Raw genomic sequence first — 18,437 nt, forward strand, 5'->3', positions numbered from 1 at the left:
GGTTCGCGGCCGATCAAATCGCGCCTGTTGCAGCGCGCTGAAACTTGCTCCTGGCAGACCCGCAGGCTAGCCTCCCTGAAAACAAATGGGAGGATGCCAGGGTATGCGAAATGGTGTGCGTTGCACTTTGATCATCGCGGCAATGCTGGCGGCGACGTCTTCAGCTCGCGCCGAGCCGCGCCATACCTACACGACCATGGTGCTGGAGGCGTTCGCCACCAAGGTCGAATGCCCCGGGATCGATGTCGTCTATCAGGACCTCGTGCAGAAGGCGCAGGACATGCACCTGCCCGACGGCACGACCGAAAAGGTCCGCAAGGCCATCGCCTACATGCACACCGGCGGCAAGATGGGCGAGAAGCAGGACGATGACCTGATGGCCGAGGTCGCCGTCGCCACGCAGGCCATCGACATGGATCAGCGCCGCCTCGGCATGACGAACTGGTGCGAGGAGCACAAGAAGACGCTGGCCGGTTTCATCCGACCCAAGGGCTGATGTGGGCTGACAGGAACCGATGACGGCCGCTGCCGCTTGGCTCGCAGCGGCCCTCCTCATGTCCGCCCGGAGAAAGACCCATGCGCCTCGAGACGGCCTTCCTGTTCGACCTCGATGGCACGCTGGTCGACAGCGTCTATCAGCACGTGCTCGCCTGGAAGACGGCACTCGATGCAGAGAACATCGAGCTCTCGGTCTGGCGCATCCATCGCAAGATCGGCATGAGCGGCGGCCTGTTTACGAACCAGTTGCTGCGCGAAACCGGCCTTGCCATGGAACCTGATCGGATCGAGCGGCTGCGGCAGGCGCATGCGGACGCCTACCGGAAGCTCGGCGGTCAGGTCCGTCCGCTGCCCGGCGCGCGCGAGCTGCTCGCCTTCCTGACCGACGCCGGCATTCCCTGGGCGATCGCAACCAGCGGCCGGATGGAAACGGCGTCCGTCAATCTCGCCGCGCTGGGCGTCGATCCCGGGCAGAGCCCGGTCGTCACGCGCGACGAGGTCCGCTACGCAAAGCCCGATCCCGACCTGTTTCTCGCCGCGGCCGCCCGCCTGAACGCGCCGATCGAGCGTGCCGTGGTGGTCGGCGACAGCATCTGGGACATGCTTGCCGCAACGCGCTGCCGCGCGCTCGGCGTCGGCCTGCTGAGCGGCGGCTATGGTTCGGAGGAGTTGCGTCAGTCCGGCGCCATCCGCGTCTATGAGGATCCCGCCGACCTGCTCGAGCATATCGACGAGGTCGGCGGCCGCCGCTAGATCGCGCCGCGCTGTCAGCTCTGCGGGCCTGAGAGTGAGATGTCGCGCTCGGCGCGGAACACGTTGGCGTAGAGGTTGGCGATCCACTGCCGTCCGGTCGAGGTCATGTTGAGGTAGCGGATCTCGGTCTGGATGTGCGGCGCGACGCTGTTCCAATAAAACTGCGGATAGCGGTTGACGATGTCGGCCGGCGACTCGTAGCCGAGCTGCCGGTTGATGCCGACCTCTTCGAACTCGTGGTACAGGGCGTTGGCCTTGCGGATGTAGTTGGGATCGCCGAGCTGTCCGATCAGGTCGGCGGCGCGTACGATCGACTGCTCCTCGTCGAACTGCTGGCCGGCGAGCGGCGGAAAGCGCGTGCCTTCGATCGCACGCGCGATGCGGTCCTTGTCGAGCGGCGCCATGCCCTCGATACGGTTGATCACATAGAGCTTGGAGCGATCGACGTGGTACGGCATCAGGCTGGCGTCGGACGACCCGCGCGGCAGGCAGATCTTGCGGCCGCCGCGATCGACGATGAACCCGTCTGAATCATCCTCCCTGAACAGGCCGCGGACATAGCCGATATCGTGCAGCAGGCAGGCCATGATGACATGCACATAGTCGTCGGCCGTCATGTGCGTGTGCAGCGCCCGTCCGCGCATGATCTCGTGACCGGCGAGCGTGACCAGCAGCGTGTGCTCGACATTGTGGTAGAGCGCGTCGCTGTTGCCGATGCATTCCAGCGCGACGCGTGCGGCGCCCGGCAGGATCTCGGCCAGTTGCGTTTCCGAGGAGCCAAAGCGACGGCGCATGTAGGAGCTGAGAAACCGCTCCAACGCCTCTGCCGCCAGCTCCGGTAAGGTGATCATCGTTGCTGCCCCCGCCTCAGACAGCCCAAACACAACTATGAAAGACGCAACGCCCGAAAACACAAATCACGAAAGCGCGGCTCAGCATGGCACTGCGGCCGCTACGGCAACGACGTCAGCTCACGACGTCGCGGCGTCCCGTCCGCTGATGCCGGCGAGCATAGCCCAGGTCGCAGGGGTCGGCCACATCCGGATGACGAGGACCGGGAATTTGCGGGCAAGATTGCTTGTCCGCCACACCTGAGCAGCTCATGTTCGCGGCGCTGCGGTGCTGATCCGGATCACCTCGGGCCCCGCGCACCGACACGTTTCAGGCCTCGGGCCGGCGGCGACGGCACAAGCACCGATTGCAGTTGCATCGGGCGCGCCTCCACTCAGGCGACGTCCGCGCGGGGGCTTTCCTCGGCCGGCGCAGCCAGCACATCGAGGTCGACGAGCGCCGGATCGTCCGCCGCAGGCTCGCTCTGCTGTTGGCCGCCACCATGCACATGCATCAGCGTCTGCACCCGCCGCGCATTGAGATAGTCGACATGCTGATGCGCGAGCGCCAGCGGCAGGAGCGCCTTGGGCAGCGCCGTCATCGTGTAGGCCGCGACGCGCTTCACCTCCTCGCCCTCCTTCCAGGTCAGCGGGCTGAGCGTGTAGATCATCTGGCGGTCGGTCTCCGGCGCCGGCAGTTGCCTCGTCTCGGGCGGCGCCAGCAGGGCGACGTTGATGTTGCCGGCGCGCGTGCGCGTCGCCGCCGCGCGAAGCTCCCAGCAGATCAGTTCGGCCGCCGAGAGCACCTCACGCCTGATGTCGTCGACATCGGAGGCGAAGCGGCTGGCCTCGCTCAACGCCGCGCGGCCGCGCGTGACCGCATCGACCAGCGCCGCCGCGCCGATCTCGAAACGCGGCACGGCCTGCTCGATCGCGGACGCCACCGCCTCGATGTCGTTGGCCGCGCGGTCGCGATCGCGCTGCGCGATCGCCTCCGCAAGCGCGCGCTCGGCGAGAATGATCTGCTCGTCATATTCGGCCACGGACGCGCGCAGCGCCTTGGCCTTCTGCTCGACGGACTGCATCTTCGCTTCGGCGCGGTCGAGCTGGCCATTGCTGGCGCCGGCCTTCGCCAGCCGCTCCGCCTCGACGCGCTTTTCCTCCAGCGCCTGCTCGGCCACGCGCAGGCGTTCCGTCAGCCGCTGCCGCGCCGCCTGCTTGTCTTTCAGCGCGCGCTCGAAAATCTCGACCGGGCTCAGCTCACGCTTGAAGAAGACCATGGCAATCATCCCTGCACGGCGGGCGCGCCGGCAACGTTGGTCGGCAGCGAATCGACTGCCGAATCATGTTGCCCGATTCTTGCGTGGAAATTGGGTCGGAAACCAGGATGAGATACGGCGCACAAGCTCTTGACGGTCCGCAGCGCGCCCCGCCGTCGGCTCGGCAGAATCGACCGGACAGCATCCTGCATCAGCTGATTTTCGGAAATCGCCGTCAGCTCTGATGCGGTCCGCGCATCATCTTCATCGCGTCCACGATATGGCGCCACTCGCGGGCTTCCTCGGTGTCACCGCTGCCCTCGCATTGCTGCGCCTTCTGGGCCGCCTGGGCCACTGCGCCCGCACCGTGCATCTCGAGCATCTGCCGGGCGATCGCATGGATCTGGATTTCAGACATCATGCCTGGCTCCTCTCGCGAATTGGAAATCTCGGCGACAACCCTCGCCGGCATGATGCGTTCCGTGAGCTGCGTCACTGCGCGACGGGTTCCAGCGGCACAAGCTACCTCCCGTAATTTACCTTACGTGCTCAATCCGATTTCGCGCGGATGCGTGCGCTGTTATGCCAGTGAGGCGATTCGCCTGAGGGCGATTTGAGGAGACGGACATGACGCAGGTCTTCTTTCACTGCTCCAATCCCGATGAGTTCCTCATCGATCGCCGTGGAACCGCGGTGCTCGACCTCGCCGAAGCCTGCGATCATGCCGAGCGCGTGATGCATTCGCTCATCGCCTCCGAGAGCGATGAGGATTGGCGCGAATGGGTCGTGCACATTTCCGACGATCTCGGCGAGGAGATCATCGCCATGCCGTTCACGGACGTGCTCGGCGCGATGCATTGAGCGGCACTGCGCGCTTGTCGTGACAGCGGCGACAATACGGCCGCTTTGAGGTGAGTTGAGCGCCGCACATCGCATTGTTCTCGCCACATTTGTCCGCCATTTCGTCGCCGTTGCGACGGAGGGGACATTCAATGACCAGACTGTTGGCCACCTCGGCCCTGGCGCTCACCTTGATGGCATCGACGGCTGTTGCCGACGAGCACCGCGGCGGGGACGCCGCATTGGGTGCATTGTCGGGCGCGGTGGTGTTCGGACCCGTTGGCGCAGTTGCTGGCGCCGTTGTCGGCTACACCGCAGGTCCGTCGATCGCGCGCTCCTGGGGCTTCCGCCGCTCGCGCGCCGCGCGCTCGCAGCAGGTCCGGCGTCCGGTGCGGGATAGCCAGGCTGCAATGACCGAGCCGATGCAGCCGCAGCAGACGGCGCCCCGGATGGCTGCTCCGCCGGCGCGCACCGCGGCCGCAGTTCCGCCTGCGCCAGAGCCGCGCGGTCCCGTCGCACCGCCGGTGCAGACGCTCGAATAGGTCGACGCCGGCGGCTCAGTAGCCGCGGGCGCGATCGACAACGTTAAGCAGCGGCTCGCCGCGCAGCAGCCGCCGCGCATTCTCAGCCACCTGCAGCGCGATCGTCTCCCAGGAGGCGATCGCCGCCATGTGCGGTGTGACCAGCACGCCCGGCTCGCGCCACAGCGGATGATCCGCCGGCAGCGGCTCCTGCTCGAACACGTCGAGCACTGCGCCGCGCAGATGGCCGCTGCGCAACAGCGCCACCAGATCATCAGCCACGAGATGCTCGCCGCGGCTGCACAGGACGAGCGCGGCTCCCTTGGGCAGCCGGCTCAGACGTTCGGCATTGAGCAGGCCGATGGTGGAGGCTGTCAGCGGCAGCAGCGAGACCAGAATCTCCGTCTCGCTCAGGAACGCATCGAGCGCATCGGCGCCGTGATAGGCGCGCACGCCCGCGATCGTCTTAGGCGAGCGCGACCACGCACTCACGGTGAAGCCGAGCTCGACCAGACGCGACGCCGCCGCGGCGCCGAGTTCGCCGAGCCCGAGGATGCCGACCTTGCGGTCCCGTGCCGCGCGCTGCTCATAGCGCTGCCACACGCCGTCGCGCGAATTGCTCACCACGCGATCGAAATCGCGATGAAAGTACAGCGTGCTCCACAGAACGAACTCGGTCATCGCCGAGGTGATGTCGGGATCGACGATCCGGCACAGCGGCAGGTCCGGTACCGTCGGATCGGACAGGATGTTGTCGACGCCGGCCGCGATCGCATGGATCAGTTTCAGCTGCGGCATCGACGCAAGCGCACCCGCTTCCGGCTTCCAGCACACCGCGATTTCAGCCTCGCGCGCGGCCGGCTCCGGCCACGACGCGACGGTCACGCCGGGCAGTTCGCGGGCGAGCACGGCCTTCATCGGATCCATCAGCCCGGGACGGCTCAACAAAGCGACGGTGATCATGCCTTGCGCAGCCCGCACCATTGCGCAACGAACATCGCGATCGACAGCGTCGTCTTGCGCACGCTGTCGAGGTCGACGCGCTCGTCGAACGCATGCGGTCCGATGCCATAGGGCCCGTAGCACAGCGCGGGGATGCCGTAGTCGACGGAGTAGTAGCGGGTGTCGTTGACGGCGGTGGACAGCCGCACGTCGAGCGGCTGCTCGAACACGCGCGCATGCACTTCGGCGAGCGCGGCTTCGGCGGCGCTGCCGGGCTCGCACACCGCGGGATCGGCCTGGAAGCCGCTCCACACCAGCTCGACCGGATTCTCCGACAGGAAGCTGTCGGCCGCCTGCGCCTTGGCAAGGCACTGCTCAATGCCGGCCATTGCCTGCGCCGGCGTCTCGCCGGGCAGCACGCCGAGACGGCAATCGAGATCGCACCAGGCCGGCGTCGAGCTCGCCCAGTCGCCGCCCTTGATGATGCCGACGTTGAACTTGATTGGATTCTTCACGCCCGAGAACCACGCATTCGAGGTGGCGCGCGCGTTGATCTCGCTGGTGTGCTCCTGGAAGGCGCGGATCAGATGCATCGCCGACAGGATCGCGTTGGTGCCGGTCTCGGCATAGGCAACGTGCACCGGCGTGCCGCGCACGCGCAGCCGGAACCAGATCGCGCCGACCTGAGCCCGCGTCAGCGTGTGGCCGGTCGGTTCGGGGATCAGGCACGCGTCAGCGGTGTAGCCGCGCATCAAGGTCGAGAGAGCGCCGTTGCCGGTGCTCTCCTCCTCCGTGACCGTCTCCAGATGGATGCGCCCGTCCGGCACGAAGCCGGCGGCCTTGATCGCGTCGAGCGCGAAGATCATCGCGGAGACGCCGGACTTCATGTCCTGCGCGCCGCGGCCGATCATCCAGCCGTCGCGCACGATGGCCCCATAGGGCGCATCGCCCCACAGATCGGTCGGCCCTTCCGGCACGACGTCGATATGCCCTTGCAGGATCAGGCTGCGGCCCTTGCCTTCGCTATCGAGCGTCGCCACCACCTGCCTGGAGCCGTCGAGCGCGATGGTATCCATCGGCGCCGCCTTGGGATGCTGCATCAGGTCGACATCGGCGAGGCTGAAGCGGTCGACCTTGTAGCCGCGCGCCTCGAACTCACTTGCCAGCCACTCCTGCACCGGCGCCTCTTCGCCACGCAGGCTGCGAAATTGCACGAGCTGCTGCAGGAAGGCGACCTGCTGCTTGAAGTTGGCATCCACAGCGGCGGCGAGCCGCTCCATCACGTCATTCGGCACAGCCGCCGCAGTGTCAGTCACGCAAAGCCTCCAGCCTTCCCAACTCACCCTGCCCGCGTCACGCGGCCAGGCATTTCTCCAGGATCGCGAGCCCTTCGTCCACGATCGCGTCCGACGCCGTCAATGGCACGAGGATGCGGATGGTGCTCGCCGTCACGCCGCAGGATAGCAGAATGAGTCCGTTCTCGTGCGCCACCCGGGTCACACGCTTGGTCATCTCCGCATCCGGCTCATCGCTGCCGCGCTGCTTGAGGATATCGAATGCAACCATCGCGCCAGGACCGCGCGGCTCGGAAACCGGAACCAGATTGTTGGCGCGCGAGAAACGGGTGATCGCGGCGCGCAGCCGGTCGCCGATCGCGTTGGCGCGGTCGAGCAGCTTCTCCTGCACGAACACGTCGAGCACGGCGAGCGCGGCCGCGCAGGCCAGCGGATTGCCGCCATAGGTGCCGCCGAGGCCGCCCGGCTCCGCCGCATCCATGATCGCGGCGCGGCCGATCACGCCCGACAGCGGCATGCCGCCGGCGAGGCTCTTGGCGACACAGATCAGGTCGGGCTGAACGTCGTAGTGCTCCATCGCGAACATCTTGCCGGTGCGGCCGAAGCCGGTCTGCACCTCGTCCGCGATCAGCACGATGCCGTTGGCATCGCAGATCCGGCGCAGCCCGCGCATCAGCTCCGGCGGCGCTTGGTGGAAACCGCCCTCGCCCTGCACCGGCTCGATGATGATGGCCGCGACCTGCGAGGCATCGATGTCGGCCTTGAAGATGAAGTTGATGTAGGACAGCGTGTCCTCGACCGAGACGTTGCTGCCCGCGATCGGGAACGGCGCGTGCCACACGCCCGGCAGCGGCGGGCCGAACGGCTTCTTGTAGGGCATCACCTTGCCGGTCATCGCGTTGGCGAGCGCGGTGCGGCCGTGGAAAGCGCCGGTGAAGGCGATGATGCCGCTGCGCCCGGTCGCAGCGCGCGCGATCTTGATGGCGTTCTCGGTCGCCTCGGCGCCGGTCGTGAGCAGGATCGACTTGGCGGGGCCTGCGATCGGCGCCAGCGCATTCAGCCGCTCGCTCAAGCGAACGTAAGGCTCGTATTGCAGCACCTGGAAGCAGGTGTGGGTGAAGCGGTCGAGCTGGGCGCGGATCGCCGCCACGACATGCGGATGGCAATGGCCGGTGTTGAGCACGGCGATGCCGCCGGCGAAGTCGACATAACGCTTGCCTTCGACATCCCAGACTTCGCTGTTGAGGGCGCGGTCGGCGAACAGCGGCGTCGCGTAGCTCACGCCTCTGACGACGGCCTCGTGCCGACGCGCCAGCAGGTCTTCGTTTGCAGCCTTCGCAGTCATGTGGGCTCGACTCCTCGCAGGAAAAAGGTCGAGACGCAGGCTAGGAGCGTGGCGGTCGCGATCAATCAGCTTGTTCCCGCCGACAGGTGACTCCAATGCACCAGACCCCGGGACTGCCGCTCACAGCTGAGGAGCGAGCACCTTCTTCAGCCACGCCCGCAGCGCGACGATCGCCGGCTCGTCCCAGCGCTCCCGCAGCGCGACCAGCTGGTAGGCTCCCATGTGGATCGTGGACGGGATCACCTCGATCAGCGCGCCGCTGCGCATGTCATCCGCGACCAGCACCTCATTGGCGAGCGCGACACCCTGCCCGATTCTGGCGGCCTCGATCGCGAGATGCGCATGCCACAGCCGCTGGCCGCGCAGGGTGACGTGGTCCGGATGGCCGGCCAGTTCGAACCACTGCTCCCATTGCGCGGTCGACTCCTCGTGGATCAGCGACGCCTTGGCGAGACCGGGCAACGTCGCGATCGCCGGGAAGCGCGCGAGATAGGCCGGGCTCGCCACGGGGAAGACGCGCGGCCGCACCAGCGCCTCCGCCGTCAGCGGACTGCGCATCTCAGTCGCTTCGGCATAGACGATCTCGGCGTCGGCCTCGCCGCGCGCGAGGTCGGGATGCGCGAGCGTCGGCTGCAGGTTGATGTCCCAATTGCGCGGCGGCCCGGTCAGCTCCGGCAGCCGGGCCAGCAGCCGCCGGTTGGCAAGGCCGGGAATGCACCAGATGTTCAGCGTCGGCCGCGCTGCGGGGCGCACCTGCGTGGTGGCGCGGGCGATGATGTCGAAGGCCTGGGTGACCTCGGCGTGGAACTGCCGGCCGGCATCGGTCAGCGCCAGACCGCGGCCCTCGGCGCGCACCAGCGCCACGCCCAGGCTGCGCTGCAGGTTCTGCAGATGACGCGACACGACGGTGTGGCTGACGGCGAGCTCGTCACCGGCGGCGCGCACGCTGCCCTTGCGGCCGACGGCCTCGAAGGCACGCAGCGCGATGAGAGAGGGCAATCGAGGTCGCGTCATGCTCGCACAGTCGTCCGCCTGCGCGAACCGCTCCCTCGCCGCCTGTTGGCGTGCGCCACCATCAATGGTCACGCGGCTGATGTCGGAACGCCGGCCACGTCGGCGACGTCCGTTGATCGAACGCGAGCGCTCCGATCGGAGCGCCGCTGAGGCATGAGGGCGCTTTCGCGCGTTGGTCGCTCTTAGCCTCACGGGCCGCGTCACGCCAGCCCAGATAAAGGCACAGTCGCCTTGCGACGGCGCGGCAAGGCCGGTCGGTTAACGCGCTGAGCGGCCGGGATATGGATCCTTAAGCGTGACCGAACCCGTCGAGACACTTTGCCTCAAAGTTTCCACATTCCGGCTCTGAATCGAGCGTGCTTCGAGCAGGAGGACCCTTGAGATGCGGATCAATCGATTGATCTTCGTCGGTTCGCTGGCAGCCCTCGTCGCGACGGCCGCGCCCGCACTGGCGAAGAACTCCCAGACCCCCAAGCCTGAAGAGCAGGCAACGTCATCGATGCCCTGCCGGGCCTACCAGCAGGAGCCCGACGGGACCTGGAAGGAGCTGCCTTGCCAGGGTCAGGGCCAGACCGCAGCGGCGCCACGCCGGCAGCAGTCGGTGACCACGACGCCGACCAACGCAACCCGGTAGCCGGCTCCGCCGGACCATCCAATCGGAGGGCAGCCCCGCTGTCACCCTCCCCTGGAGGTTCGGCTCACATGGAGCGCAGCGGAATGTGAGCCGGGGTGGGGTGATCTCTCCGCTTGCACCGGTGTCCGCGGCTCACCCCACCCCGCTCGCCCGCTTCGCGTGCGAGCGACCCTCCCCCTCCAGGGGAGGGTGAGACTGAGATCGCCGCGCTTGCCATCGTCATCTTAGGCAGTTGGCGACAGTCACCCAGAGCAACCTTTAGTACGGCGGCGTCCTGCGCGCGCGCTGCTCCCTGCCCGCTTCGACCCACCACAGGAGATCGTCGGCAAAGCGCGGGAAGGCATGCGCAAGCGCCTTGCCGGCGTCGCCGACCAGTGTCCCGTCCTCCGATAGCGCCTGTCCGATCGGACCGACCGCGAGCGTGCTCGACACCACGACCATACCCATTTCCGACAGCGTCCCGTGCCACGCCGTCGCGGCGCGGGCGCCCGACAGCCGGCCGGCCGAATAGCTCGCGATCGCCGCCGGCCGCCAGAACCATTCCTCGAGGAAGTGGTCGGTGAGGTTCTTCAGCCCGGGCTGCATGCCCCAATTGTATTCGCCGGTGACGAACACGAAGCCATCGGCCGCGCGGATCTTCGCCGCGAGCTCCGCCATGGCCGCAGGGGCTTCGCCCGGCTTGTATTCCTTGAACATGCGGTCGAGCATCGGCAGGCCAACCGCCTTGGCGTCGATCAGTTCGACGTCCTGGCCTTTGCCGCGCAACCCGTCGACGACGAACTGCGCGAGCCGGATACCCATCCGGTCCGAGCGATAGGAACCGTAGAAGACGAGGATGCGATTGCTCATGGCGGGTCAACTCCTGGCCGGTCGATCCGTGCCAGCCTACCACGCCGCATTGCGAACGATGAGATGGTGGGGAGCGCCGCGGATCGACCGATCGGCGGCGCGTCGTCGTTCAGATCGAGCGGCGTGAACTCAGCGCGTCACCGTCGCCGATGCCGAGCGCTCGCTCGGACGGCCGAACACGCTGCGGCAGCCGTCGCTCAGACTGGCGCGCTGCTTGACCATGCAGGCGATGATGCGCTCGCGATCGGGAATCTCCGACGAGCACAGCCGGAACACGTCGCCGGTGCACAGCCGCCGCTGGTCGTCTTCCGTGAAGGCATGGCCCGCGCGCGGGCTGGCGACCATCGCCAACGCAAGCCCCGCCATTGCCACATTCCAAGTCCGCATCCTGAACAGATGAGCTCGCATCGTTGTCCCCAATTCGCCCGCTGTTTGTCCTGATCACCCGCTGCCCGCGCTGCTGTCGCGAAGCAGTTGCCGCCGCAGAATCAAATGATGACACAGGGCCGCGCGCCTTCAACAAGCGCCCTCGGTCCTGCACCACTATTTTGCCGGCTGTTGCATCTTCGACTCCTTTTGCCGAACGGAACCTGTGCGACGCCGCCAAATTGTCATTAGGCGAACGCAATCCGGCCCAGCGACGCTCACAGTCTCGCGGCGTAGTGACGGCGTCCTGATGGTGCTTCGGGCCATCACGCCCTTCGTCAAAGTGTGGGAGTTGTGGCCATGGCGTACACGATGATCGCCGAGCGAGAGCAGCAGAAGATCCGCAAGCAGCGCGAAAGCGCGCTGATCGTGATCGCCAATGCCCAGGTGATGGAGGCGGAAGGCTGGACCGTGGTGATCACCGACGAGGACGGCAACAGCCTGCCGCTCGCCGAGTTCGAAGCCGGCCTCTCGCAGAAGTTTTCGTCCTGGTACAAGCCGAAGTCGCGGCCGGTGGTGCCGACGACCATTCCCGGACCGAACCTGTTCTCCGAGCCGGCCAATGACGACGCCACGCCGGAAGCCGTCGTCGCCGCCGAGCTCGAAGCCGAGGCGGTCGAGACGGAGGCCGTGGCCGAGGTGAAGGAGATCGCCGAGGACGATTTCGAAACGGCCGAGGCCGCCAACGCGGTGCCGGCCGAGAAGGCCGAGCGCGAGGAGATCGCGCTCGACGCCGCCGAGATGGCGGATTGATGCTGCGGCCGCGCCGCAGCATCGGCGAGACTTACTCCCCGCCTTCGTAAAACAGCTCGAGCGGCAGCCCGACCTGGGCCTTGCCGATCCACTCCCGCGCGATGATGTTGGACGGCCCCATCGCGATCGCCGCCCGGGCGTCGCGGAAGGCGCGCTCGATCGGGCCGCGGTGGTAGCCATAGCCGCCGGTCACGGTGAGCGCCGTCGAGGCCACCTTGTTGGCCACTTCAGCCGCATGCACCTTGAACTCGGTCAGCGGGATCAGGATCTCGCTCTGCGGCTTGCCGGCGCGCCAGAGCTCATCGAGCTTGTGCGCCAGCTCGATCCGCCACGGACGCAGGCTCTCGACCAGCACCTTGGCGGCGCCGAGCTCCTGCCGGATCGCCTGGTAGTCGGAGAGGCTCTTGTTGCGGTCCTTGTGGACGAAGCCAGTGGTGTGCGCGACCGCGGCATTGAGCACGCCGCGCGCCAGCCCTTCCCAGACGGCGCCGAGCCCGATCAGATAGACCGGCGAAACGCCGTCATAGATGATCTCCTTGCCCTGCCCCTCGGCGCCGAGCCGGTCGCGCTTGGGCACGTGCACGTTCTTGTAGCTGATGCCGCCGGAATGATTGGCGCGCACCCCGAGCGCCTCCCACGGCCTGGACTCGATGCCCTCGGCCTTGCCGTCGACGATGAAGAAGATGATGTCGGCCTGATCCTTGGCGCCGGGGCTGCGGGTCTGGGCGACGTAGAAGTCGGCCTGGCCCGAGCTGGTCGTGAACGACTTGTCGGCGTTCAGGCGATAATCCTCGCCGTCGCGCGCGGCCTCCGACAGATTGTACCACCAGTGACCGCCGGTGGCGCGCTCGCTGGTCGAATAGGTCCCGAGCAGCCGGCCATTGTTCGCTTTCAGCCAGCGCTCCTTCTGGTCGTCATTGCCGAACAGATTGATGGTCTGCGCCGCGCCGACATGCATGACATAGACAAGCCCGGTCGAGGCATCGGCCTGACCGATGCGGTAGGCGGCCTCGGCGAAGTCGACATGGCCGAGCCCGAGCCCGCCGAAACTGATATCGTTGAGCACCCCGGTCCAGCCGGCCTCGGCCAGCGCCAGCAGGTTCTCGCGGGGAAAACGTCCCTCGCGGTCGTTGCGATCGGCATGGGCCTTGATGACGTCAGCGACGACGGCGTCAAGCTGCGGATATGGACTGTCCTCGATCTTGCGTGCGGCAGTGCTGGTCGCCATGAACGGTCTCCTGTTGCTGTAATGAAATCAGGCCACGGCCTGGGTGGTCGCGGCCGGCGCGGTGGCGCCGCCGAGATAGAGATGCTTGATATCCGGCCGCTGCCTGAGCTCGCGCGCGGGGCCCGCGAGCACGCTGCAGCCGCCTTCGAGCACGATGGCGTGGTCGGCGAAGCGCAGCGCCACGGTGGAGTTCTGCTCGGCCACCAGGATCGACAGCCCCTCCTCCGCATTGAGCGTCTTGAGAGCGCGGAAGATGCCTTCGACCACCAGCGGCGCGAGCCCCATCGACGGCTCGTCGAGCACCAGGAGCCGCGGCCGCGACATCAGCGCGCGGCCGATCGCCGTCATCTGCTGCTCGCCGCCGGAGGTGAGGCCGGCCACCGAGCGGCGGTGCCGCGTGAGCTGCGGAAACAATGCGTAGACACGTTCGAGGTCCGCGCTGATCTCACCGCGTCTGGCATCACGGCCGATCGCGCCGGTGATCAGATTTTCCTCGACGCTCAGCGAGGCGAAGCAGTGCCGGCCTTCGAGCACCGGCACGAGGCCAGCGCGCACCAGCTGCGCCGCCGAGGACGACGACACGTCGCGTCCGTCATAGCTGATCCGTCCACCCGTGATCTGGCCGCGCCGCGCCGGCAACAGCGCTGAGACCGCCTGCAGGGTCGTCGACTTGCCCGCGCCATTGGCGCCGAGCACCGCGACGATCTCGCCGGCGTGGACCGCAAACGACACGTCGCTGACCGCGCGGATCGCCTGGTCATAGGTCGCCGCGAGATGCTCGACCGACAGCAGCACATCGCTCATGACAAAGACTCCTTCACTGCGCAGAGCGCCCGCCGATAGCTGCCCCGTAGCCGTCCTTCGAGACGCACGCCTCACGGCGTGCTCCTCAGGACGAGGTCCGAAGTCGCGGAGGGATCCGAACCCTCATGGTGAGGAGGCGCGCAGCGCCATCTCGAACCATGAGGCCCCGATCAGTGCGCGGGAGTACCGCCCCCGCGCATGCTGCTCTTACTGCCCGACCGGATCGTCACCGGAGGTGCGGATCTTGATGCCGCGCTCCTGCGCGTAGGCCGTCGACGACTTCTCGATGATCGGCCGCAGCGCCGCCCAATCCGGCGAGATCCAGTCGGAGACGACCTTCCACTTGGCGCCGTCCCATTGCTGGAAGGTCACGCGGCCATTGCCCTCGTGATTGTCCCAGGTGACGTTGATCGAGTGGAACAGGCCCTTGGCGCCGAGCGCCTCGACCCGTGCCGGATCGAGCTGGAGATGCTCGAAGCCCCAGCGCACCTCGTCGCCGGTCAGGGTCCGCTTGCCGAACTTCTCCTGCGCGATCCTGACCGCCTCGACGTTGAGGATGCCGTTCACGATGCCGAGATTGTGGTAGACGCTGCCGATGCGCTTCTTGTCGTCGAGATTGCCCTTGCCGGCGCCGTAGACGGTCTTGATCACCTCCTGCAGCACCGCATATTCGGCGCCGGAGGCCTGCGTGGTGATCGCCACATAGCCCTTGGCGGCGTCGCCCGCCGGGATCACGTCCTCCTCGGAGTTGGACCAGACGTTGCCGATGATGTGGTCGACCGGGAAGCCGGTCTTCTGCGCCGTCTTCAGCGCCACCGGGTTCATCACGCCCCAGCCGCGCAGCACGACGTAGTCGGCCTTGGCGCGGCGGATCGACAGCCATTGCGACTGCTGCTCATTGCCGGGATGCGGGACCTCGATCTGCTCGAGCTCGAAGCCGTATTTGTCCGACAACAGCTTGTAGATCGGGATCGTCTCCTTGCCGTAGGGCGAGCCGTGATACAGCACCACGATCTTCTTGCCCTTGAGCTTCTCAGGCCCGCCTTCGCGGGTGGCGATGTAGTTCACGATGCCCGAGGTCTCGCTGTAGGGATTGAGCAGCAGCGGGAACACGTAAGGGAAGACGCGGCCGTCGGTGGAGTCGGTGCGGCCGTGATTGATCGTGATCAGCGGCACCTTGTCCTTGCCGATGCGGTCGATCATCGCATAGGCGATGCCGACGGAGAGCGGGTTCCAGGCGGCGACACCCGGCCGGCTCTTCAGCCGCTCATAGACCTCGACGCCGCGCTCGACCTCGTATTGCGTCTCGCCCTCGTCCCAGGTCAGCTTGACGCCATTGACGCCGCCGTCGCGGATGTTGATCAGATTGAGATAGTCGATGAAGCCGCCGAAGAATCCGGTGCCGCCCGCCGCATACGGTCCGACCCGATAGCTCTGCAGCGGAAAGAACTGCTCGTCGGCCTGCGCCGGCAGGCTGGTGACGAGCCCGAGGGCGAGCGCCGCCCCCAAGGTCAGTCTCCTGGCCAGCTTTGCGTGTCTGAATGTCGTCATCGTGTCTCTCCTTGTGTGTGACTGTTTCAGGACTGGGATGAACGGAGGCGGCGCACTGCCGCGACGGCACGGTCGATCAGCGCGACCAGGCCGCGCGGCTCGGCGATCAGGAAGGCGATGATCAGCGCGCCGATCACGATGCGCTGGCTCATCTCGAGCACGCCGGAGTCGAACACGCTGCCGAGCACGGCGGCCCCGAGCCGCGACAGCAGCAGCGGAAACACCACGATGAAGGCCGCGCCGATGAAGGCGCCGCGCAGCGAGGCGAGCCCGCCGATGATGATGATGAACAGGATCTGGAACGAGCGATCGAGGTTGAAACCGGCCGGCTCGACCGTGCGGAGGTAGGCGAACGCCCAGAGCACGCCGGCGACGCCGATCAGGAACGACGAGAAACCGAAGGCGAGCAGCTTCGTCCGCAACAGCGGCACGCCGATCACCTTGGCCGCGACCTCGTGGTCGCGCACCGCGATGAAGTTGCGCCCGGTCTGCGAGGCCAGCAGCCGTGCCGTCAGCGCGGTCGCGATCGTCACGATCGTCAGCGAGAACACGTAGCGGCCGGTGGCCGAGGAGAACGTCAGGCTGCCGATGCGGAGCACCGGCGCGTCGATGACGCCGGAGGCATTGTCATTGGAGAACCAACCGAACTTGGTCAGCGCCCACTGCACGAAGAACTGCGCCGCCAGCGTCGAGACCGCGAGATAGAAGCCGCGCAGCCGCAAGCTCGGCAGGCCGAACACGATGCCGACGGCAGCGGCGATGCCGCCGGCCAGCACGATATCGGCGAGCAGCGGCAGGCCCGGCAATCTCAGATTGAGATTGTAGGCCGCATAAGCGCCGACCGCGAGGAACGCCGCCGAGCCCAGCGACACCTGGCCGGCATAGCCGGTCAGCACGTTGAGCCCGACCGCAGCCAATGCCAGCGCCAGGAACGGCGTCAGCACTGCGTCCATCAGGTAGTCCGAGCCGATCCACGGCACGACGCCGTAGCCGAGCAGGAGCAGCAGCACGACGCCGAGCAGGTTCGGAGTGAGCCAAGCGAGCCGCGAAGGCGTCAGAGCGGTTTCGGTGATCGTGCTCATCACACCCGCTCCACCAGCTTCTGGCCGAACAGGCCGGAGGGGCGCACCAGCAGCAGCGCCAGCGCGACCACATAGGCCGCCCACGCCTCGATGCCGCCGCCGAAGAACGGCCCGACATAGACTTCGGCGAGCTTTTCGATCGCGCCGATCAGGAGGCCGCCGACGATCGCGCCGGTGATGGAATCGAAGCCGCCGAGCACCAGCACCGGCAGCGCCTTGAGCACCACCAGCGACAGCGAGAACTGCACGCCGAGCCGCGCGCCCCACAACAGCCCTGCCACCAACGCGACGATGCCAGCCGCTGTCCACACCGCGGCCCAGACCCGCGGCAACCTCAGACCGACCGCGAGCGCGGCGAACTGATCATCGGCGACCGCGCGAAACGCGAGGCCGGTCCGGGTGTAGCGGAAGAACACCGTGAACAGCGCCACCAGGCTGCCGGCCACGGCGGCGGCGAACAGGTCGAAGCGGCTGATGAACACGCCGCCGATGTCGAACGGGATGTCGCTGACGCCGATCTCCAGCCCGTGGACCTGCGTGCCCCACAGCAATTGCGCAGCGCCCTCGATCACATAGGACAGCCCGAGCGTCGCCATGAACAGCGTGATCGGCGGCTGATTGATCAGCGGCCGCAGCACGGCGCGCTCGATGGTGATGCCGAGCGCCACCATGATGGCGAGCGTCGCCAGCAGCGCCAGCGCGAACGGCGTGCCGCGCTCGACCAGGCTGACGAAGGTCAGCGCCGCGAACAGCAGCATCGCCCCTTGCGCGAAATTGAGCACGCCCGAAGTCTTGTAGATCAGCACGAAGCCGATCGCGACCAGCGAATACATCACCCCGGAGAGCAGGCCGCCGACCAGCACCTCGATCAGGAATTGATAGTCGAACATCAGATCGCAAGCTCCGTCTCGTCCTCGTGGGCGACGCCGAGATAGGCATCGATTACCGCCTGGTTGGTCTTGATCTCGGCCGGCGGCCCGTCGGCGATCTTGCGGCCGTAATCGAGCACGGCGATATGGTCCGAGAGATCCATCACGATGCCGATGTCGTGCTCGATCAGCACGATGGTGGTGCCGTAGCGGTCGCGCGCGCCGCGCACGTGCTGCGCCAGCTCCTGCTTCTCGCTCAAGGTGACGCCGGCGAAGGGCTCGTCGAGCAGCAGGAGCCTCGGACGCGCGACGAGCGCGCGCGCCAGTTCGACCCGCTTCTGCAGGCCATAAGGCAAGGTGCCGGCGATGCGGTCGCGGACCTCCTGGAGATGCAGGAAGCCGATCACCTCCTCTGCCGCCGCGCGATTGTCGGCTTCGATCCGCCGCGCCGCGGGCGTGCCGACGAGCTGTCGAAGGAAGCCGGCGCGGACCCGATGCGCCAGCCCCATCAGCACGTTGTCGAAGACCGAAAGTCCCTTGAACAATGCGAGGTTCTGGAAGGTGCGGGCGACGCCGTGACGCGCGAGCTGCGCCGTCGGCACCTGCCGGAACGCATGCCCGCCGAACCAGACTTCGCCCTGGTCCGGCCGGTACAGCCCGCTGACGACGTTGAGCAGCGAACTCTTGCCGGCGCCATTCGGGCCGATGACCGCGCGGATCTCGCCCTCCGCGACGTCGAGATCGACATCGCGGAGCGCCGTGAGTCCGCCGAACGACAGCGAGATGTTGGCGAGCCGCAGTACCGCGCGCGACTCGCCTGCAGTCTGCGCCGACGCGTCGGCCTGCTCCATCGCGAGCACTTGACGCGCTGCTCCTGGAGCCCAGGTCTCCAGAGCCAGCACATCCAGCGGAGTGGTAAGCCCGCTCAACAGCATCGCGCTCGC

At 67.1% G+C, this 18,437-nt stretch carries 21 protein-coding genes; 6 read left to right on the forward strand and 15 right to left on the reverse strand.

What is annotated here, in order from left to right; all coding sequences use genetic code 11:
* The first annotated feature begins 103 nt into the window (after positions 1-103).
* Together ACQR0Z_RS19330 and ACQR0Z_RS19335 are read left to right on the forward strand one after the other, a co-directional pair.
* Complete coding sequence (locus ACQR0Z_RS19330) at positions 104-496, forward strand: hypothetical protein (RefSeq protein WP_434919676.1); 393 nt, start codon at positions 104-106, stop codon at positions 494-496.
* 80 nt (positions 497-576) lie between these two features.
* Complete coding sequence (locus ACQR0Z_RS19335; protein WP_434919677.1) at positions 577-1,251, forward strand: HAD family hydrolase; 675 nt, start codon at positions 577-579, stop codon at positions 1,249-1,251.
* A 14-nt stretch (positions 1,252-1,265) separates the two neighbouring features.
* On the opposite strand, the gene ACQR0Z_RS19340 is transcribed toward ACQR0Z_RS19335, so the two are convergent.
* From ACQR0Z_RS19340 to ACQR0Z_RS19350, 3 genes are all read right to left on the reverse strand, one after another.
* The gene (locus tag ACQR0Z_RS19340) at positions 1,266-2,102 is read right to left on the reverse strand and encodes an HD domain-containing protein (RefSeq protein WP_434861327.1); all 837 of its coding nucleotides are present in this window, start codon (positions 2,100-2,102) and stop codon (positions 1,266-1,268) included.
* 374 nt (positions 2,103-2,476) lie between these two features.
* Positions 2,477-3,361, reverse strand: a complete 885-nt coding sequence (locus ACQR0Z_RS19345; protein WP_434919678.1) for a hypothetical protein — start codon at positions 3,359-3,361, stop codon at positions 2,477-2,479.
* 214 nt (positions 3,362-3,575) lie between these two features.
* Positions 3,576-3,758: a hypothetical protein gene (locus ACQR0Z_RS19350; protein WP_434861353.1), complete on the reverse strand. Its 183-nt coding sequence runs from the start codon at positions 3,756-3,758 to the stop codon at positions 3,576-3,578.
* A 209-nt stretch (positions 3,759-3,967) separates the two neighbouring features.
* Between ACQR0Z_RS19350 and ACQR0Z_RS19355 the strand changes: the two genes are divergently transcribed.
* Both ACQR0Z_RS19355 and ACQR0Z_RS19360 read left to right on the forward strand, forming a co-directional pair.
* Complete coding sequence (locus ACQR0Z_RS19355) at positions 3,968-4,201, forward strand: DUF6894 family protein (RefSeq protein WP_434861325.1); 234 nt, start codon at positions 3,968-3,970, stop codon at positions 4,199-4,201.
* A 131-nt stretch (positions 4,202-4,332) separates the two neighbouring features.
* A complete protein-coding gene (locus tag ACQR0Z_RS19360) occupies positions 4,333-4,722 on the forward strand; it encodes a hypothetical protein (RefSeq protein WP_434919679.1) in 390 nt (129 codons plus the stop codon).
* Between the two features lie 15 nt (positions 4,723-4,737).
* On the opposite strand, the gene ACQR0Z_RS19365 is transcribed toward ACQR0Z_RS19360, so the two are convergent.
* The 4 genes from ACQR0Z_RS19365 to ACQR0Z_RS19380 all read right to left on the reverse strand — a co-directional run bounded on the left by ACQR0Z_RS19365 (position 4,738) and on the right by ACQR0Z_RS19380 (position 9,297).
* The gene (locus ACQR0Z_RS19365) at positions 4,738-5,664 is read right to left on the reverse strand and encodes a 2-hydroxyacid dehydrogenase (protein ID WP_434875852.1); all 927 of its coding nucleotides are present in this window, start codon (positions 5,662-5,664) and stop codon (positions 4,738-4,740) included.
* On the reverse strand, positions 5,661-6,959 hold the full coding sequence (locus tag ACQR0Z_RS19370; RefSeq protein WP_434919680.1) for an ArgE/DapE family deacylase: 1,299 nt from the start codon (positions 6,957-6,959) through the stop codon (positions 5,661-5,663). Before ACQR0Z_RS19370 ends, ACQR0Z_RS19365 begins: the two co-directional genes overlap by 4 nt.
* Positions 6,960-6,996: 37 nt before the next feature.
* Positions 6,997-8,283 carry a 4-aminobutyrate--2-oxoglutarate transaminase gene (gabT, locus tag ACQR0Z_RS19375; protein WP_434919681.1) on the reverse strand — a complete coding sequence of 429 codons (1,287 nt, stop codon included), beginning with the start codon at positions 8,281-8,283 and terminating at the stop codon, positions 6,997-6,999.
* 120 nt (positions 8,284-8,403) lie between these two features.
* On the reverse strand, positions 8,404-9,297 hold the full coding sequence (locus ACQR0Z_RS19380; RefSeq protein ID WP_434861320.1) for a LysR substrate-binding domain-containing protein: 894 nt from the start codon (positions 9,295-9,297) through the stop codon (positions 8,404-8,406).
* A 382-nt stretch (positions 9,298-9,679) separates the two neighbouring features.
* Here ACQR0Z_RS19380 and ACQR0Z_RS19385 point away from each other — a divergent pair, with 382 nt between their 5' ends.
* Positions 9,680-9,931 (forward strand): hypothetical protein, encoded by a 252-nt coding sequence (locus ACQR0Z_RS19385; RefSeq protein ID WP_434875849.1) that lies wholly within the window; start codon positions 9,680-9,682, stop codon positions 9,929-9,931.
* A gap of 258 nt (positions 9,932-10,189) precedes the next feature.
* Here ACQR0Z_RS19385 and ACQR0Z_RS19390 read toward each other — a convergent pair whose 3' ends face one another.
* The gene (locus tag ACQR0Z_RS19390; protein ID WP_434919682.1) at positions 10,190-10,780 is read right to left on the reverse strand and encodes an NADPH-dependent FMN reductase; all 591 of its coding nucleotides are present in this window, start codon (positions 10,778-10,780) and stop codon (positions 10,190-10,192) included.
* Positions 10,781-10,909: 129 nt separating this feature from the next.
* Positions 10,910-11,146: a hypothetical protein gene (locus ACQR0Z_RS19395; RefSeq protein WP_434861317.1), complete on the reverse strand. Its 237-nt coding sequence runs from the start codon at positions 11,144-11,146 to the stop codon at positions 10,910-10,912.
* A gap of 360 nt (positions 11,147-11,506) precedes the next feature.
* Between ACQR0Z_RS19395 and ACQR0Z_RS19400 the strand changes: the two genes are divergently transcribed.
* A complete protein-coding gene (locus tag ACQR0Z_RS19400) occupies positions 11,507-11,959 on the forward strand; it encodes a hypothetical protein (RefSeq protein ID WP_434919683.1) in 453 nt (150 codons plus the stop codon).
* A 31-nt stretch (positions 11,960-11,990) separates the two neighbouring features.
* Here ACQR0Z_RS19400 and ACQR0Z_RS19405 read toward each other — a convergent pair whose 3' ends face one another.
* From ACQR0Z_RS19405 to ACQR0Z_RS19430, 6 genes are all read right to left on the reverse strand, one after another.
* Positions 11,991-13,187 (reverse strand): acyl-CoA dehydrogenase family protein, encoded by a 1,197-nt coding sequence (locus ACQR0Z_RS19405; protein ID WP_434875846.1) that lies wholly within the window; start codon positions 13,185-13,187, stop codon positions 11,991-11,993.
* Positions 13,188-13,214: 27 nt separating this feature from the next.
* Positions 13,215-13,991 (reverse strand): ABC transporter ATP-binding protein, encoded by a 777-nt coding sequence (locus ACQR0Z_RS19410; protein ID WP_434875845.1) that lies wholly within the window; start codon positions 13,989-13,991, stop codon positions 13,215-13,217.
* Between the two features lie 207 nt (positions 13,992-14,198).
* A complete protein-coding gene (locus tag ACQR0Z_RS19415; protein ID WP_434875844.1) occupies positions 14,199-15,542 on the reverse strand; it encodes an ABC transporter substrate-binding protein in 1,344 nt (447 codons plus the stop codon).
* A 26-nt stretch (positions 15,543-15,568) separates the two neighbouring features.
* Positions 15,569-16,624 (reverse strand): branched-chain amino acid ABC transporter permease, encoded by a 1,056-nt coding sequence (locus tag ACQR0Z_RS19420; protein ID WP_434919684.1) that lies wholly within the window; start codon positions 16,622-16,624, stop codon positions 15,569-15,571.
* Positions 16,624-17,514: a branched-chain amino acid ABC transporter permease gene (locus ACQR0Z_RS19425; protein WP_434875842.1), complete on the reverse strand. Its 891-nt coding sequence runs from the start codon at positions 17,512-17,514 to the stop codon at positions 16,624-16,626. Before ACQR0Z_RS19425 ends, ACQR0Z_RS19420 begins: the two co-directional genes overlap by 1 nt.
* Positions 17,514-18,428: an ABC transporter ATP-binding protein gene (locus ACQR0Z_RS19430; RefSeq protein WP_434919685.1), complete on the reverse strand. Its 915-nt coding sequence runs from the start codon at positions 18,426-18,428 to the stop codon at positions 17,514-17,516. Before ACQR0Z_RS19430 ends, ACQR0Z_RS19425 begins: the two co-directional genes overlap by 1 nt.
* Positions 18,429-18,437 lie beyond the last annotated feature (9 nt).

This window comes from Bradyrhizobium sp. HKCCYLS3077 (genome assembly GCF_051167555.1).
Classification (GTDB): domain Bacteria; phylum Pseudomonadota; class Alphaproteobacteria; order Rhizobiales; family Xanthobacteraceae; genus Bradyrhizobium.

Coding starts and splice junctions, on each gene's coding strand:
- ACQR0Z_RS19340 (WP_434861327.1), bottom strand. CDS start 2,102: ATGATCACCTTACCGGAGCTGGCGGCAGAGGCGTTGGAGCGGTTTCTC.
- ACQR0Z_RS19330 (WP_434919676.1), top strand. CDS start 104: ATGCGAAATGGTGTGCGTTGCACTTTGATCATCGCGGCAATGCTGGCG.
- ACQR0Z_RS19350 (WP_434861353.1), bottom strand. CDS start 3,758: ATGTCTGAAATCCAGATCCATGCGATCGCCCGGCAGATGCTCGAGATG.
- ACQR0Z_RS19385 (WP_434875849.1), top strand. CDS start 9,680: ATGCGGATCAATCGATTGATCTTCGTCGGTTCGCTGGCAGCCCTCGTC.
- ACQR0Z_RS19415 (WP_434875844.1), bottom strand. CDS start 15,542: ATGACGACATTCAGACACGCAAAGCTGGCCAGGAGACTGACCTTGGGG.
- ACQR0Z_RS19365 (WP_434875852.1), bottom strand. CDS start 5,664: ATGATCACCGTCGCTTTGTTGAGCCGTCCCGGGCTGATGGATCCGATG.
- ACQR0Z_RS19430 (WP_434919685.1), bottom strand. CDS start 18,428: ATGCTGTTGAGCGGGCTTACCACTCCGCTGGATGTGCTGGCTCTGGAG.
- ACQR0Z_RS19420 (WP_434919684.1), bottom strand. CDS start 16,624: ATGAGCACGATCACCGAAACCGCTCTGACGCCTTCGCGGCTCGCTTGG.
- ACQR0Z_RS19335 (WP_434919677.1), top strand. CDS start 577: ATGCGCCTCGAGACGGCCTTCCTGTTCGACCTCGATGGCACGCTGGTC.
- ACQR0Z_RS19355 (WP_434861325.1), top strand. CDS start 3,968: ATGACGCAGGTCTTCTTTCACTGCTCCAATCCCGATGAGTTCCTCATC.
- ACQR0Z_RS19395 (WP_434861317.1), bottom strand. CDS start 11,146: ATGGCGGGGCTTGCGTTGGCGATGGTCGCCAGCCCGCGCGCGGGCCAT.
- ACQR0Z_RS19360 (WP_434919679.1), top strand. CDS start 4,333: ATGACCAGACTGTTGGCCACCTCGGCCCTGGCGCTCACCTTGATGGCA.
- ACQR0Z_RS19380 (WP_434861320.1), bottom strand. CDS start 9,297: ATGACGCGACCTCGATTGCCCTCTCTCATCGCGCTGCGTGCCTTCGAG.
- ACQR0Z_RS19400 (WP_434919683.1), top strand. CDS start 11,507: ATGGCGTACACGATGATCGCCGAGCGAGAGCAGCAGAAGATCCGCAAG.
- gabT (WP_434919681.1), bottom strand. CDS start 8,283: ATGACTGCGAAGGCTGCAAACGAAGACCTGCTGGCGCGTCGGCACGAG.
- ACQR0Z_RS19390 (WP_434919682.1), bottom strand. CDS start 10,780: ATGAGCAATCGCATCCTCGTCTTCTACGGTTCCTATCGCTCGGACCGG.
- ACQR0Z_RS19425 (WP_434875842.1), bottom strand. CDS start 17,514: ATGTTCGACTATCAATTCCTGATCGAGGTGCTGGTCGGCGGCCTGCTC.
- ACQR0Z_RS19405 (WP_434875846.1), bottom strand. CDS start 13,187: ATGGCGACCAGCACTGCCGCACGCAAGATCGAGGACAGTCCATATCCG.
- ACQR0Z_RS19345 (WP_434919678.1), bottom strand. CDS start 3,361: ATGGTCTTCTTCAAGCGTGAGCTGAGCCCGGTCGAGATTTTCGAGCGC.
- ACQR0Z_RS19410 (WP_434875845.1), bottom strand. CDS start 13,991: ATGAGCGATGTGCTGCTGTCGGTCGAGCATCTCGCGGCGACCTATGAC.